Below are 14,960 nucleotides of genomic sequence, written 5' to 3' on the forward strand. Positions count from 1 at the left end.
TTGTACTAAAAATAGGGCGTAAACAGCCCACTGACTATTTAAGCTGTAAACTTTTTTGCACTTATATTTTCCCCCTCCGAATGCGTTAAACCCCTTTGTTTTGCTCATATTTTGAACTTTCTGTTGCCCAGTTGATTACCGATTTTTTATTAATTATTCAATATCACCTGATTGTTTTTTATACTAAAACTTGCTTGTTGTTCGTTTTTTAGCTAATTGTTAATGCGCTGAGCTAATAATAACTCACAGCTTTTTAGTTTTGAGAACACACAATATACATAAACTCGTTGTTGGCGCAGCAAAACCAATCAATATTAAATAAGATTGGCTAAAAAAATAAAAATAACGAATTGGCGTTTAAGCCGTATGCCTCTTCGCTTTGCATTCGCAATAGCATCAAAGGAGCCGTCACATGGGTAAACTGACCTCTACCTTGTGGCTTATATTATGTGTTTTTTCGCACCCAGTTTTGGCTAACAGCCAATACAATATGCGCAAAGGCGTAACCGATATAAGCAATAATGTATATCAGCTGCACATGACCATATTTATAATATGTTGTGTGATTGGGGTGATAGTGTTCGCAATTATGTTTTGGGCACTTATTCATCACCGTAAATCTAAAGGGGCTGTACCTGCCCAATTTCACGAAAGCACTAAAGTAGAAATACTTTGGACTGCAATTCCGTTTGTTATTTTAATTGCTATGGCAGTACCAGCCACTAAAACCCTAATTGCAATGGAAGATGCCAGCAAAGCTGATCTCACTATTAAAATTACGGGTTCGCAATGGAAATGGCATTATGAATATATGGGTGAAGATGTAGAGTTCTACTCTATTTTATCTACCCCGCAAGATGAAATCGCGAATCTTGCAGATAAAAATCCTAACTACTTACTTGAGGTTGATAAGCCTCTTGTACTGCCAATAAATCAAAAAGTACGATTTTTAATGACTTCTGACGATGTTATTCACTCTTGGTGGGTACCTGATTTTGCAGTTAAAAAAGATGCTAACCCCGGCTTTATAAACGAAACATGGACGAACATAAACGAAGAAGGTACTTACCGAGGCCAATGTGCTGAGTTGTGTGGTAAAGACCATGGCTTTATGCCCGTTGTGGTGGTCGCTAAATCTGAGGCTGATTTTAAAACATGGCTTGCAGATGAAAAGCAGGCTAAACAAAAAGCAGCATTAGCAGATGCCGCATTACTTGATAAAACCCTCCCAAAAGAAGAATTAATGACTTTAGGCGAACAAGTATATATGGCTAATTGTGCTGCATGTCATCAACCTACTGGCATGGGGTTACCGGGCGTATTTCCTGCACTTAAAGGCAGCCCGATAGTGCTTGGCGATATAAAAGATCACATTGATGTAGTTATCCATGGACGACCCGGTACGGCAATGCAAGCTTTTGCCAAGCAGTTATCTATAAAGCAATTAGCTGCGGTTATTACTTATAAACGTAATGCGTGGGGTAATGATACGGGTGATGTTATTCAACCGAGTCAAATACAGACAGCACTTGATGCCAAAGTGGAGGCGAACTAATGAGTAGCATAGTAGAACAACCTAACGCCAATGAAGCTCATCATGCTCATCACCCAGCTAAAGGTTTTAAACGCTGGCTTTACACAACTAATCATAAAGATATAGGTAGTTTATATTTAATTTTTTCGCTGACCATGTTCTTAATTGGTGGCGCAATGGCCATGGTGATCAGGGCTGAATTATTTCAACCAGGTTTACAGTTGGTCGACCCTCACTTTTTTAATCAAATGACCACAGTGCATGGTTTAATTATGGTGTTTGGTGCGGTTATGCCCGCCTTTACAGGCCTTGCTAACTGGATGATACCACTTATGATTGGCGCGCCAGATATGGCATTGCCAAGAATGAATAACTGGAGCTTTTGGATTTTACCGTTTGCGTTTTTAATCCTATTGGCATCGTTATTTATGCCTGGTGGGGGTCCTGCATTTGGTTGGACTTTTTATGCACCACTGTCCACAACATACAGTAATGATAATACTGCATTGTTTGTATTTGCCGTACATATTATGGGAATTAGCTCAATAATGGGCGCAATCAATGTGATTGTAACCATAGTGAACTTACGTGCCCCCGGCATGACATGGATGAAGTTGCCCTTATTTGTATGGACGTGGTTCATTACTGCCTTTTTATTAATAGCGGTAATGCCAGTGCTTGCAGGGGCTGTCACTATGGTACTTACCGATAAGTATTTTGCGACCAGCTTTTTTGATGCCGCAGGCGGTGGCGACCCGGTGATGTTCCAACACATTTTTTGGTTTTTTGGTCATCCCGAAGTATACATAATGATTCTTCCTGCCTTTGGCATTATATCTACAATAGTACCTACCTTTTCTCGTAAAAAACTTTTTGGCTATGCCTCAATGGTATACGCCACATCCTCCATAGCACTATTGAGCTTTATTGTATGGGCTCATCATATGTTTACTACTGGGATGCCGGTAGCTGGCGAGTTGTTTTTTATGTACGCGACCATGCTTATATCGGTACCTACAGGAGTAAAAGTATTTAATTGGGTTGCCACAATGTGGAAAGGCTCAATAACTTTTGAAGTGCCAATGCTTTTTAGTATTGCGTTTATTGTGCTGTTTACCTTGGGTGGTTTTTCGGGATTGATGCTGGCAATTACACCTGCTGATTTTCAATATCACGATACTTATTTTGTAGTGGCGCACTTTCATTATGTATTAGTAACAGGGGCTGTATTTTCGATAATGGCAGGTGCTTATTATTGGCTGCCTAAGTGGACGGGCAATATGTTTAATATCACATTGGCTAAATGGCATTTTTGGCTATCGCTGGTGAGCGTGAACGTACTGTTTTTTCCTATGCATTTTGTAGGGCTTGCCGGTATGCCGCGTCGAATTCCCGATTATGCTCTTCAATTTGCCGACTTTAACGCAATCATAAGTATTGGTGGGTTTGCCTTTGGTTTATCGCAATTGTTGTTTGTAGCTGTGGTAATTAAATGCGCGCGTGGCGGTGATAAAGTGCCTGCAAAAGTATGGGAAGGGGCAGAAGGCCTTGAGTGGGAAGTTGACTCTCCAGCGCCATATCATACTTTTTCTACGCCGCCGGTTATTAAGTAATGACACACGCACCGCTACTCAAACGTTTGGTACTTATTTGCATAGGCATGTTTGCCTTTGCCTTTGCTTTAGTACCTTTGTATGACGTGTTTTGTGATGTAACAGGGCTTAATGGAAAGCCTTCGCTTGAGCAAGCAGAGCAAAGTACACAAATAGTACAAAACCGAGAAGTCGGCGTTAGCTTTACTACTCACGCACAAAGTGGTGCACCGTTTGAAGTTAAATCAAAAGAATACAGTGTAGTGGTAAAACCCGGTGCAATGCGTGAAGTAATGTTTAGTGCTAAAAATAACAGCAATCTAGATAAAGTAATGCAGGCTGTACCATCAGTCTCACCAGGTAAAGCGGCAAAGTATTTACATAAAATAGCCTGTTTTTGCTTTGATCAGCAACCTCTAAAAGCAGGGGAAGAGCTTGAATTTAAATTACTTTTTTATGTTGATACCGCATTGCCAAGCGATATTGAAGAATTAACTTTATCTTATACCGTATTTGATATTAGTGAACAGCTGGTGGCAAGTAATAACTAGCTTTTTAAACTAGTGTGAAACTAGGAGTAAATAAAATGAATCAAGAATATGAGCATTATTACGTACCAGAGCAAAGCCCGTGGCCTATTGTAGGTGCTGTTGCATTGTTTTTTATTGCAGTAGGGGCGGGCTTGACTGTTATGAGTGTAGGTAAAGAAGGTGGTAGCGGGGTTTATCTGCTTTATGCCGGTATTGCTGTACTTGTGTATATGTTGTTTAGCTGGTTTAAAAATGTAATTAGTGAATCAGACCAAGGTTTGTACTCAGCACAAATGGATCGCTCATTTAGACAAGGTATGAGCTGGTTTATTTTTTCTGAAGTTATGTTTTTTATGGCCTTTTTTGGTGCGCTTTTTTATGCACGGGTATTGTCGGTACCTTGGCTTGGAGGTGCAGGCAATAATGCAATGACTAACGAGGTATTATGGCCTACTTTTGAAGCCGTTTGGCCGCTAGTTTCAACACCTGCTGGCGAAACTACTCAAGCTATGGGCTGGCAAGGCTTACCACTTATAAATACCTTAATACTGCTTACTTCCTCAGTTACTTTACATTTTGCCCACGTAGCGATGGAAAACAATAAACGCACTCCACTTAAGGTTTTTTTAGGCGCTACTATTTTATTGGGCGTTTGCTTTTTAGGGCTGCAAGTTGAGGAGTACATGCATGCATATAATGACCTTAATCTAACGCTAGATGCGGGTATTTACGGTAATACGTTTTTTTTATTGACTGGTTTTCATGGTATGCATGTAACGCTAGGAACCGTACTTTTATTTGTAATATTTTTACGGATATTAAAAGGGCACTTTACTAAAGATAAGCACTTTGCTTTTCAAGCAGCTGCTTGGTATTGGCACTTTGTTGATGTGGTGTGGCTGTGTTTGTTTGTATTTGTATATGTGCTGTAGCGTTTATTGGCGAATTATTTGCTTTAATAAAACCAAGTTTAAGCGCTGCAATAACAACAACTAAAACAACGATCGAAAACAATACGCGACGACCTAAAAAGTGAGACATAGGTCGTCCCCCTGTTTTCCCTGACACCATAATAAACAATGCTCTAAATAAGTTAAAAAGTATAAATATTAACAACAGTACGATAATAATTTTAATAATCACTGAGTTGACCCTTTATGCAGTTAGTTTTATGGTACAAACAAAAGCTTAGCTCACTAATCACACTTTGTATGGTTGTGGTTGTTGTACTTGTGTGTGTGCGATTAGGGTTTTGGCAGTTGGAGCGAGGTGAGCAAAAGCAGCAACAACTAACCGCCATAGCTAAGCAACAGACTCGTGGTGTGATGAGCTGGTCTCAATTACTTAACTTGCCTGATAGCTGGAACAAAACTGGTGTATTGCTTGAGTTAAAAGGGCGGTTTGTACAAAACCAATATTGGCTTTTAGATAATCAAATTTATAACGGGCAAGTAGGGTACGACCTACTTGCTTTACTAAAGCCCGATAGCGAAGAAAAAGTGATTTTAGTTAATTTAGGATGGGTAAAAGCGCCTATATCTAGAGATACACTGCCAAAGGTTACTCTGCCTACAGGTATTTTTATTCTTAAAGCGCAAATAAAAGAAAATAACTTAAGTAGCTTTACGCTTGAAGATAAAACTACAAATAACGACTTACCTACAAGAATCCAATCTATCGACTTGAATATGCTGAGCACCCAAAGCCAGCAATCATTAATTAATTTTATGGCTTACAGACAAGGTACTGGTGATGAAATTGCAACACCTCATTATGAGGCCGTTGTTATGAGCCCTCAAAAGCATAATGCCTACGCTTTGCAATGGTTTTTAATTGCTATTGCATGTGCTGTTGTGGCTATTTTTGCGAGTAAAAAAAGGACACATAATGAAAAATAATCCCCTTTTGTTGTTTGTGGGTTGCTGTGCAATCCCATTAGTTTTGGCATATGGCGCATTAAAGTTTGATTGGTTGCCTACTGCAATTACTAATAATGGTGAGTTTTTAAGCCAAGAAATAAAACTTAAAAATTGGCCGCAAAATAATCCCAAACAATGGACTATCGCGCTTAATTATTCAAACGAATGTAACACCCCATGCAGCGAACAGCTCAATGCACTTAATAACTTATATGTGGCACTTGGTAAAAACCAAGGCAAGGTTGATATGGCTGTAATGGGAAGCCCCGACAATAAAAATCTACCATGGAAAATTATTACCGAACAACAGAGTTTAAATCCTGCAAGTTTATATTTAATTGATCATATGGGGTTAGTGGTACTTGAATATCCCTTTAAGGTCGAGCCACAAGAAAACCGTTTAGTACAAAAAGGGCTATTAAAAGATCTAAAAAAATTACTTAACTATTCTCGTTCTAGCTAATTAAGTTGAGCTTAAGTTGGAGTATCTGATGTATAAAAATTATAAAAACTTAGTATTAATAACAGGATTACTCGCTTTGATTGTAGTTGCTTTAGGTGCGTACACCCGCTTAAGTGATGCAGGATTAGGGTGCCCCGATTGGCCTGGTTGTTATGGCTTTTTAACGGTACCTAAGCATGAGGCTGACATAGCCTTAGCAACTCAAAGCTACCCCGATATGATGTTCGAAACCGCAAAAGCGTGGAAAGAAATGATTCATCGCTACTTTGCAGGTGCTTTAGGCTTACTTATTTTAGGTTTATTTGTGTTGGCTTTTTTAAAGCGCCAATATCCAACTACGCCAGTTAAATTGCCTTTGGCTTTACTTCTACTCGTGGTGTTTCAGGCTGCCCTTGGTATGTGGACAGTAACCATGAACCTTCAGCCGCTTATTGTAATGGGGCACTTATTAGGTGGCTTTAGTATTTTGTCACTTATAACGCTTTTATATTTACGGCTAACCGCAAAACCTATTATGGGTGGTGATAGCGGCGCAAAACGCTATTTTGGTTTAAGTTTAGTAGCGCTCAGTGTATTGATTATCCAAATTGCACTTGGTGGTTGGCTGGCTGCAAATTACGCCGCTCCTCATTGTAGTGGTTTGCCATTGTGTAATTACGCACAACCGTTTTCATTGAGTAGCGTATTTCAATTACCACTTGAGCACAGTAATTATGAATTTGGTGTGTTATCGCAGCAAGCGCGTATGTCTATTCATTTATTACACCGCATTTGGGCACTGGTTACTTGCATCGTTCTGGCGCTAATTATGTGGAAAATATACAGCCAAGCGTACTCTAAAAAAATTAAAAATTGCGTGGTGAGCGTATTGCTTACCCTGCTTTGCCAAATTAGCTTAGGGCTTATTTTAGTACATTGGCATATTCCGTTGGGAGTTGCACTGGCGCATAACTTGATGGCTGCCATACTATTATTAAGCATGGTTAGGTTGTGTTATTACCTAAAATCACGCACATAAAGGGGAAATATAATGGCACTTATAATTGATAAAAAAATACTGCTACCCGTTAATGCTCAATCGCTAATTTCGCGTACTCATAATTTGCTACAAGACTACTTAGCAATTAGTAAATTTAAAGTGGTAGCTATGCTGGTACTAACAGCTTGGGTTGGTTTAGCGCTGGCTCCTGATGTAGGGCGAGGCATGGCTGTACAGTTTATTAGCTTGTTAGGTATAGGGCTACTTTCTGCTGCTGCAGCGGTTATTAATCATGTGGTTGATAGTGAGATAGACTCAAAAATGGCAAGGACTCGTCATCGTCCTGTGGCTAAAGGGCGTTTAAGTAAAACACATGCGCTTAGTTTTGCAGCTGTTATTGGGGTTGCTGGTTTTATTATGCTAATGGTGTGGGCTAATACCTTAACCGCTATATTAACGTTATTTGCATTGGTAGGTTATGCATTTGTTTATACATCATTTTTAAAGCGTGCTACACCGCAAAATATTGTTATAGGTGGGTTGGCTGGCGCAATGCCTCCATTATTAGGTTGGGTGTCAGAAACAAACCAAATGGCAGCAGCCCCTTGGTTACTTGTAATGATAATATTTACCTGGACTCCGCCACACTTTTGGGCGCTGGCTATAGCACGAAAAAGTGATTATGAACGCGCTAAAATTCCTATGTTACCAGTAACCCATGGAATCGACTTTTGTAAAACGTGCGTCGTTGCCTACTCTGTTTTACTCGCTGTAGTTTGCGTATTACCTTATTTAATTGGTATGTCTGGATTAATATATTTAATAGGTGCGTGTGTATTAAATGCAGTGTTTATATATAAAGCCGTCAAATTAAAAATTGCTGGAAATGATGAGACTGCAATGGACTTATTTCGTTTTTCGATTATTCATTTAATGGTACTCTTTGTAATCTTATTTATAGATAAATGGCTCCCTTTATGAAGCAGTTATGGCTTGGATTAATTGTTGTTTTAGTTTTGTTTTTATCAGCATGTTCAAATGAAAATAGTCCGCCAGATGTAGATGCATTAGTTTACGAAAATGCAAAGCCACTGTCTGATTTTACGCTAAACGATCAGCGCGGCGAATTAGTGACTAAGCAACAATTTTTAGGACAGTGGAATTTAGTATTTTTAGGCTATACAAGCTGTCCAGATATTTGTCCATTAACACTTGCAAAGTTAAATGCTGTTTATAAAAACTTACAAGCAGATTATCCGCTACAAGTTTGGTTTTTATCGGTTGATCCAAAACGCGATACACCAGCTAAACGAAAGCAATATATAGATTACTTTAATCCTGACTTTTTAGCTGTATCAGGGGAACATAAACACCTTTTTCCTGTTGTTAGAGAGCTTGGTTTAATTTACGCGATTAGCGATAGTAGTGAATCAGAATATGCAGTTGATCATAGTGCTTCGGTCGCTATGGTTGATCAAAATGGAGCCGTTAGAGCTATTTTTAAACCAGAATTTAAACAAGGTAGTGTGCCATTAATTAACGCGACGATTTTAACGCAAGAGTTTAAAAAAATAGCCGATTACTACAAAAACTAGTTTTTACTTTTTACCAATTTGAAAGGAGCTTTAGGCTCCTTTTTTTGTGCTCTAGAGTAGTTAATAAAATAACCCAGCGGTTTTTACATCAGGCAGTTAAGGTTTAGGCGCTTCAATTACCCAAGGCTGCGAAAACCAAAAGTAATCACCAGGGCTTGAAATAGAAGGGGCTGTGCAATTAAAACGAGAACGCCCTTTATTAAGGATCTTTGGTGAGATGATTTCGACAGTATTTTTAGTTATCCATTTTAAATCTGCTTGGCCTACGCTTGATACATAACAGGCAAATTGGCTCTTATGAAAATCACCCATCTTAAATTCTATTGTAAGCGTGGGAGGATTTTGCTGTGTAACGCTATCTTGATAAGTTAAATTGGTAATATTAAACGCGCGTGAGTTAAGCTTAGTAATAAGGGTTTCTAGTTTACTGTAAAAGCCTGATGCAGGAAAACGCGGTAAGCGGCTAAAATTAGAATCTTTATTTACAGCGCCTGAGTGCTGGCCAATACCTATAAAACCAAGCTCTGTCACGAGTGCTTGCAGCTCGTTATTAAACTCACCATACGGGTATGCTAAGTATTTATAATCGTGGCCTATTTCTTCTTTTATGCGCTTTTGAGAGTTAAGAATATCTTGCTTAATACGTGATTGCCATTGTGCATCGGTTTCGTTTTCAAGCTTAAGGTGTAAGTAATCATGTTGCCCGCTATGATTGGCTATTAATGCTCCTTTTTTAGATAACTCTTTAAGCTTATCCCACCCCATTACGTAACTCATGCCTTCGTCTATTAATTTAGGATTTACGAAGATAGTGTACGGGTAGCCAAACTTTTCTAAAATAGGCGCGGCTTGTTCATAGTTATTGTTATAACCATCATCAAAGGTGATGGCGAGTGTTTTATCAGGTAAAGTTTCACCTTGTTGAAGCGCGCTAATCAACTCATTAAGAGGAATAACGTTAAAGTTGTGCTCTTTTAAATAGCTTAAATGCTCCGTAAATGTATTTGCGCTAACGCTCGTTACTGCGGGTAGGGTTTCACTAACATGATGATACTGTAAAATAACGGCTGCTTGAGCCCGTACAGATACACCAATGAGGATAAATAATACTAAATGAAACAATTTCTTATACATAATAAGGCACACCATAAAAGCTTGTTGTTGTTAGCGGGTCCGATGATACTATCAAATATCACAGTGCCGTTGTTAGGAATTGTTGATACCGCTGTAATTGGGCACTTAGGAAGCGCTCATTACTTAGCGGGTATTGCCCTTGGCTCTGCAGTTATATCTATTTTATTTTGGCTTGCTGGCTTTTTAAGAATGAGTACCACGGGGCTCGTGGCACAAGCATACGGAAAAAACGATTTAACCCAACTTGCCGCTTTACTTAAACGCAGCCTATTGCTTGCAAGCGCAGTGGCTGTGCTATTAATTGTGTTATCCCCATTAATAAAGCACGCTATAGCTTACCTCTCCGCAGCCAATGGCGACGTACTTGCCCAAGCTTATCAGTATTTTAGCATTCGTATTTTTAGTGCTCCAGCAGCATTGTGTAATTTAGTGTTACTGGGTTGGATGCTTGGTGTACATTATGGTCGAGGCCCATTTTATTTATTACTCGTCACTAATATCGTTAATATAGTACTCGATATTTATTTTGTTGTTTATTTAGATTGGGCAGTTGCAGGCGCTGCATGGGCGTCACTTATTGCTGACTATACAGCACTAGTATTTGCACTGTTTTTAGTGGCTAAACTAGCTAAAAAACAAGACATTGATCTAAATGTACCGAACTGGTTGAGTATTAGCAAAATGGCTGAATTATTGAGTTTGAATAGAGATATATTTATTCGCTCTTTAATACTGCAATTATGCTTTAGTTTTATGACATTTTACGCGGCGCGTATAGGCGAAACCACATTAGCTGCTAATGCTGTCTTACTTAACTTTTTAATGTTGGTGAGCTTTGCTCTTGATGGCGTTGCTTACGCCTCTGAGGCAAAAGTAGGGCAAGCTAAAGGCCAAGGAAGTGTTAAGAATATAGAGCTGTGGGTTAAAATAAGCGTATTTTGGGGTATGCTTTTTGGTGTGTTATATAGCTTATTTTTTGCATTATTTGGCAACACCATAATCAAGCTTTTAACCAATGTGCCAGAGGTTATTCAAGAGGCAACGCATTATTTACCATGGATAATAGTATTACCAATTTTGGCCATGAGCTGCTTTTTGTTTGATGGTGTTTTTGTAGGGCTTACGCGAGCAAAGAACATGCGTAACAGTATGATACTTTCAGCTGGAGTTGGCTTTTTTGGTGTGTTTTGGGTGTTTATAGACTTGCAAAATAACGGGTTATGGCTGGCTATGAGCTGTTTTATGTTAATGCGCGGGGTTACATTAATAATTAAATATCACCTCTTAAAAATAAATAATCAGCTATTAGATTAAATAAATGGTTTATTTCCAGAGATCGGGGTCGTGGTGTTTAGGGCCCATATCTTTTAAAACTTGTGAAAAACGATTGGCAAAAATACCGCAGTAGCCCCAACCGGCAAAAAATAATGCGGGGAGTAAAATTATAACGCCAATTATTTGTAAGCTGTAGTGGGTGTAATACCCAATAGATATGAATATCACGGCTAGCACAAACAGTGCTAAGCCGCGAAAAAAGCGCTTTAAGCTCAGCTTAGGATTGCTCCCTAAGCGATAGATAAGCTGCTTTAGCATTTACAAGGCCTAATAGTAAGAGTGATCGCCCGCTTCGTGTTCTGTTATATCAGCAACACCGGTGATTTCTTCAAACTTAGCTATCATTTCTTTTTCAATGCCTTCTTTTAGTGTTACATCGATCATAGAACAACCGTTACAACCACCACCAAACTGAAGTATAGCTATACCTGCAGCTGTAATCTCAACAAGGCTTACTTGACCACCGTGGTTAGCAAGTTGTGGATTTACTTCGGTTTCTAGCATGTGCTGTACACGTTCGTTTAACGATGCATCGTCACCTATTTTACGCGCCTTTGCATTTGGTGCTTTTAGCGTTAACTGAGTACCCATTTTGTCGGTAACAAAATCGATTTCAGCTTCTTCTAAAAATGGCGCACTTTCTGCATCTACAACGGCATCAAAACCGTTAAAGTTTAGGCGAATATCGCTCGCTTCTACAGCGTCTTCTGGACAATAAGACACACCACATTCCGCTTGTGATGAACCAGGGTTTACAACAAACACACGAATATTGGTTTGTTGTGATTGATCTGCTAATAGTTTAGCAAAATGCGCTTGCGCTGTTTCGGAAATAGAAATCATAAAACCATCTATACTTGACTAAATTACTCGGATACTGCGTATCATACTCCGCTCATCGTGTTGCGGCTAGTGTTGAGCGTAAAAAGTTGGCATCTATTTTAAGCAATGGTAGCGTGCAAACAACGAACATTTTTTGAGTGATTTATATGCGTTTGGTATTAACATTAATGGTGGTGTTGCTTAGCTTTTCAAGTGTAGCTAAGCCACTTTCGTATTATTTTGAACAAGATGTAAAATTTGACCCTTCAATTCCTACTCCTGAGCAAGTACTCGGTTACGAAGTAGGAGAGTGGCACGTGAGACATGATCAGCTCGTACGTTATATGGAAATACTTGCTGATAAAAGCGACCGTATAAATTTTGAAGTGATTGGCCACACACATGAACAACGCCCCCTTGTCATGCTAACAATTACAGCAGCTGATAAGTTATCAAGCATAGAGCAGACACGCCAAGCTCACTTAGCACGCTTAAGTAACGATGGATCAGATGCTAATTCTACAAAACAGCCTGCCGTTGTATGGATGGGATACAGTGTGCATGGTAATGAGTCATCAGGTAGTAACTCATCTTTGCTGGTGGCGTATTACTTAGCTGCTGCACAAGGCGCTGAAATAGATGAGTTATTAAATAACACGGTTATTTTACTCGACCCTTCGCTTAATCCTGACGGACTTGCTCGTTTTGCTAATTGGGCCAACAGTAACCGAGGTATGAACTTATCAAGCGACCCTAAAACTCGTGAACATGTTGAAAACTGGCCAAGCAGTCGTACCAATCATTACTGGTTTGATTTAAATCGTGACTGGTTATTACTACAACATCCTGAATCGCGCGCGCGTATTGCTAAATTTCATCAGTGGAAACCAAATGTCTTAACCGATTTTCATGAAATGGGACCAAACAGCAGTTACTTTTTTCAGCCAGGTATTCCTAGTCGTAAGCATCCTATAACACCGGATGAAAATGTAACGTTAACTAAAGCGATTGCTAACTATCACGCAAAAGCGTTAGATGAAAACAGCGCACTGTACTTTACTGAAGAAAGCTTTGACGACTTCTATTACGGTAAAGGTTCAACCTATCCCGATGTAAATGGCGGCATAGGCATTTTATTTGAGCAAGCAAGTTCTCGCGGGCATATCCAAGACACCATAAATGGACCTTTGAGCTTTCCTTTCACTATTAAAAATCAACTATTAACGAGTTTATCTACCTTTAAAGCCGCTGTTGATAACCGCCAAGCATTACTTGATTACCAAGCTAAGTTTTATAATCAAGCTACTGATTTAGCCAGTGATGAAAGCTTTGAAGGTTATGTAATTGAGGGCGCGGATGACAACACTCGTATTAAAGATTTTTTAGGGTTGTTAAAACAGCATCAAATAGATGCTTTTTCGCTTACTAAATCACTCAAGGCAAATGGCAACAACTATACAACCAATAGCTACTTTGTGCCCTTAGCCCAGCCACAGTACCGCCTAATAAAAGCTATTTTTAGCGAGCAAAAAAACTTTGCTGATAACACCTTTTATGATGTATCTGGCTGGACTTTAGCGCATGCGTTCAACTTACCTTTTGCAAAAGTAAAAAGCAGTTGGGGTTTAGAGGTTGCAAGTACACCGTGGAAAAAAGCGGTAAAACCTTCTTTTGCTTCACTTGAGCAAGGCTATGCGTTTGGCTTTTCGTGGGGTGATTACCTAGCACCTAAAATGCTAAACAGCCTGTTAAAGCAAGGTATTAAAGCGCGTGTAGCGCTAAGCCCATTAACAGCCAAATCAAACTCAAGTGAAGTAAGCTTTGATGCTGGTAGTATTATTGTGCCAGCAGGCTTACAAACGAATAATGATTGGGTTGGAATATTAAATAAAGCACAAAACGAGTTTGGAATTGCAATCAAGCCTATTAACTCAGGTCTTACAAGCAAAGGAGCCGATTTAGGGTCTCGTACAATGGCGGTTGTTAGCGAGCCGAAAGTATTATTGGTAGGTGGTAAAGGCGTAAGCCAGTACGAAGCTGGGGAAGTATGGTATTACCTCGATCGCTTTGTAGGTGTTGCGCCAACAATTGTTGAAATGGAGCGTTTAAACTCTATTGAACTCAGTAATTACAGCCATATAGTACTTGCTCATGGTAACTACAACAGCTTATCTGATACCGACAAAGTGGCTATAAAAAGCTGGGTAAGAAAAGGCGGCGTTATTTGGGGTCACAAAGGCGGCGCTAAATTTTTAGCTGATCAGCAATTACTCAAAGCAAGCTATCTATCAAAACAAGATGTAGCGAGTGCATTTAAAACGACAGGTTTAAGTTATGGCGATAAGGACCATTTAGCAGGACGTCAACGCATTGCAGGAGCTATTTTTAATACTAATGTAGATTTAACTCACCCACTTACATTTTCACTTAAACGCAATACATTGCCCGTATTCAAAAACAGTACTTGGTTGCTAGAAGCTTCCGATGCACCGTTTGTAAATGTACTTACCTATACTAAAAAGCCATTGTTAGCGGGTTTTACCGATGCTGTTAATGTTGAGCAAGTTGCTGGTGGTGCTGGCTTAATTGCGCACTCATATGGACGAGGTACAGTAATAGGCATGACCGACGATCCTGTATTTAGGGGTTACTGGTATGGGACTAGTCGACTACTAAGCAATGCGTTATTTTTTGGTCATACGTTTCGTGCAAATGGCGAATAATACCAATTAGCTTAATTAAGTAATCTATTTTGAGGATGGAAAAACGTGTTGATAGCTAGGCAAAAAATTCGCTAATTAGTTGTTCTCGGCAATTGCTCCTGGATTGCTCTACCTTCTGCATCCATGCAGTCGTAAATGAGAATTTTTTAACACAGGTAGCGACACGTTTAGCCCCGCAAAATGATTAAGTATTATTGCGGATTGGTTTAATACTTTGTAACTATTCACCAAGACAAATTATTTTCTAAGGATCTTTTTTAGCTATTGACTGATCCTGCCAGTATGCCAAGCTAGAGCTATTACCCTATCGCTCTAGCTTTAATGAATTTAAACA

Annotated in this window: 15 protein-coding genes; 11 read left to right on the plus strand and 4 right to left on the minus strand. The window is 39.3% G+C overall.

The features are described 5' to 3' along the window. Positions 1–412: 412 nt before the first annotated feature. Genes coxB through I6F10_RS17090 form a run of 4 tightly spaced genes read left to right on the plus strand, consistent with a single transcriptional unit; the run spans position 413 to position 4,588 of the window. Positions 413–1,555 (plus strand): cytochrome c oxidase subunit II, encoded by a 1,143-nt coding sequence (coxB, locus tag I6F10_RS17075; protein WP_165744781.1) that lies wholly within the window; start codon positions 413–415, stop codon positions 1,553–1,555. Next, entirely contained in the window at positions 1,555–3,147 is a 1,593-nt protein-coding gene (gene ctaD, locus I6F10_RS17080; protein WP_165744783.1) for a cytochrome c oxidase subunit I, read from the plus strand. The genes coxB and ctaD overlap by 1 nt, the downstream gene beginning before the upstream one ends. After that, a complete protein-coding gene (locus tag I6F10_RS17085; RefSeq protein ID WP_002959612.1) occupies positions 3,147–3,677 on the plus strand; it encodes a cytochrome c oxidase assembly protein in 531 nt (176 codons plus the stop codon). The genes ctaD and I6F10_RS17085 overlap by 1 nt, the downstream gene beginning before the upstream one ends. A gap of 35 nt (positions 3,678–3,712) precedes the next feature. After that, positions 3,713–4,588: a cytochrome c oxidase subunit 3 gene (locus tag I6F10_RS17090; protein WP_002959610.1), complete on the plus strand. Its 876-nt coding sequence runs from the start codon at positions 3,713–3,715 to the stop codon at positions 4,586–4,588. Here I6F10_RS17090 and I6F10_RS20490 read toward each other — a convergent pair. After that, positions 4,491–4,799, minus strand: coding sequence for a DUF2909 family protein (locus tag I6F10_RS20490; RefSeq protein WP_165744785.1), 309 nt, complete (start codon positions 4,797–4,799; stop codon positions 4,491–4,493). The two genes, I6F10_RS17090 and I6F10_RS20490, sit on opposite strands and share 98 nt — an antisense overlap. 14 nt (positions 4,800–4,813) lie before the next feature. Between I6F10_RS20490 and I6F10_RS17100 the strand changes: the two genes are divergently transcribed. The 5 genes from I6F10_RS17100 to I6F10_RS17120 are packed head-to-tail and all read left to right on the plus strand — an operon-like array spanning position 4,814 to position 8,612. Beyond that, entirely contained in the window at positions 4,814–5,554 is a 741-nt protein-coding gene (locus tag I6F10_RS17100) for an SURF1 family protein (RefSeq protein ID WP_197099162.1), read from the plus strand. Next, entirely contained in the window at positions 5,544–6,038 is a 495-nt protein-coding gene (locus tag I6F10_RS17105) for a hypothetical protein (protein WP_002959602.1), read from the plus strand. The genes I6F10_RS17100 and I6F10_RS17105 overlap by 11 nt, the downstream gene beginning before the upstream one ends. Before the next feature lie 28 nt (positions 6,039–6,066). Beyond that, positions 6,067–7,056, plus strand: coding sequence for a COX15/CtaA family protein (locus I6F10_RS17110; RefSeq protein WP_165744789.1), 990 nt, complete (start codon positions 6,067–6,069; stop codon positions 7,054–7,056). 12 nt (positions 7,057–7,068) lie between these two features. Further along, complete coding sequence (cyoE, locus tag I6F10_RS17115; RefSeq protein ID WP_024606467.1) at positions 7,069–7,998, plus strand: heme o synthase; 930 nt, start codon at positions 7,069–7,071, stop codon at positions 7,996–7,998. After that, a complete protein-coding gene (locus I6F10_RS17120; protein ID WP_165744791.1) occupies positions 7,995–8,612 on the plus strand; it encodes an SCO family protein in 618 nt (205 codons plus the stop codon). Before cyoE ends, I6F10_RS17120 begins: the two co-directional genes overlap by 4 nt. A 96-nt stretch (positions 8,613–8,708) precedes the next feature. On the opposite strand, the gene I6F10_RS17125 is transcribed toward I6F10_RS17120, so the two are convergent. Next, entirely contained in the window at positions 8,709–9,746 is a 1,038-nt protein-coding gene (locus I6F10_RS17125; protein ID WP_165744792.1) for a polysaccharide deacetylase family protein, read from the minus strand. Between I6F10_RS17125 and I6F10_RS17130 the strand changes: the two genes are divergently transcribed. Beyond that, positions 9,726–11,060 carry an MATE family efflux transporter gene (locus I6F10_RS17130; RefSeq protein WP_442960885.1) on the plus strand — a complete coding sequence of 445 codons (1,335 nt, stop codon included), beginning with the start codon at positions 9,726–9,728 and terminating at the stop codon, positions 11,058–11,060. The genes I6F10_RS17125 and I6F10_RS17130 overlap by 21 nt on opposite strands. Positions 11,061–11,069: 9 nt before the next feature. On the opposite strand, the gene I6F10_RS17135 is transcribed toward I6F10_RS17130, so the two are convergent. Beyond that, a complete protein-coding gene (locus I6F10_RS17135) occupies positions 11,070–11,339 on the minus strand; it encodes a hypothetical protein (protein WP_002959572.1) in 270 nt (89 codons plus the stop codon). A gap of 9 nt (positions 11,340–11,348) precedes the next feature. Next, the gene (gene nfuA, locus I6F10_RS17140; RefSeq protein ID WP_002959571.1) at positions 11,349–11,924 is read right to left on the minus strand and encodes a Fe-S biogenesis protein NfuA; all 576 of its coding nucleotides are present in this window, start codon (positions 11,922–11,924) and stop codon (positions 11,349–11,351) included. 146 nt (positions 11,925–12,070) lie between these two features. Here nfuA and I6F10_RS17145 point away from each other — a divergent pair, with 146 nt between their 5' ends. Then, the gene (locus tag I6F10_RS17145) at positions 12,071–14,626 is read left to right on the plus strand and encodes a M14 family zinc carboxypeptidase (RefSeq protein ID WP_197099163.1); all 2,556 of its coding nucleotides are present in this window, start codon (positions 12,071–12,073) and stop codon (positions 14,624–14,626) included. The last annotated feature ends 334 nt before the right edge of the window (positions 14,627–14,960 follow it).

It is taken from the genome of Pseudoalteromonas sp. SWYJZ98 (assembly GCF_015864495.1).
Lineage (GTDB): Bacteria > Pseudomonadota > Gammaproteobacteria > Enterobacterales > Alteromonadaceae > Pseudoalteromonas > Pseudoalteromonas distincta.

Coding starts and splice junctions, on each gene's coding strand:
- coxB (WP_165744781.1), top strand. CDS start 413: ATGGGTAAACTGACCTCTACCTTGTGGCTTATATTATGTGTTTTTTCG.
- cyoE (WP_024606467.1), top strand. CDS start 7,069: ATGGCACTTATAATTGATAAAAAAATACTGCTACCCGTTAATGCTCAA.
- ctaD (WP_165744783.1), top strand. CDS start 1,555: ATGAGTAGCATAGTAGAACAACCTAACGCCAATGAAGCTCATCATGCT.
- I6F10_RS17090 (WP_002959610.1), top strand. CDS start 3,713: ATGAATCAAGAATATGAGCATTATTACGTACCAGAGCAAAGCCCGTGG.
- I6F10_RS17120 (WP_165744791.1), top strand. CDS start 7,995: ATGAAGCAGTTATGGCTTGGATTAATTGTTGTTTTAGTTTTGTTTTTA.
- I6F10_RS17105 (WP_002959602.1), top strand. CDS start 5,544: ATGAAAAATAATCCCCTTTTGTTGTTTGTGGGTTGCTGTGCAATCCCA.
- I6F10_RS17130 (WP_442960885.1), top strand. CDS start 9,726: ATGAAACAATTTCTTATACATAATAAGGCACACCATAAAAGCTTGTTG.
- I6F10_RS17100 (WP_197099162.1), top strand. CDS start 4,814: ATGCAGTTAGTTTTATGGTACAAACAAAAGCTTAGCTCACTAATCACA.
- nfuA (WP_002959571.1), bottom strand. CDS start 11,924: ATGATTTCTATTTCCGAAACAGCGCAAGCGCATTTTGCTAAACTATTA.
- I6F10_RS17145 (WP_197099163.1), top strand. CDS start 12,071: ATGCGTTTGGTATTAACATTAATGGTGGTGTTGCTTAGCTTTTCAAGT.
- I6F10_RS17110 (WP_165744789.1), top strand. CDS start 6,067: ATGTATAAAAATTATAAAAACTTAGTATTAATAACAGGATTACTCGCT.
- I6F10_RS17125 (WP_165744792.1), bottom strand. CDS start 9,746: ATGTATAAGAAATTGTTTCATTTAGTATTATTTATCCTCATTGGTGTA.
- I6F10_RS17085 (WP_002959612.1), top strand. CDS start 3,147: ATGACACACGCACCGCTACTCAAACGTTTGGTACTTATTTGCATAGGC.
- I6F10_RS17135 (WP_002959572.1), bottom strand. CDS start 11,339: ATGCTAAAGCAGCTTATCTATCGCTTAGGGAGCAATCCTAAGCTGAGC.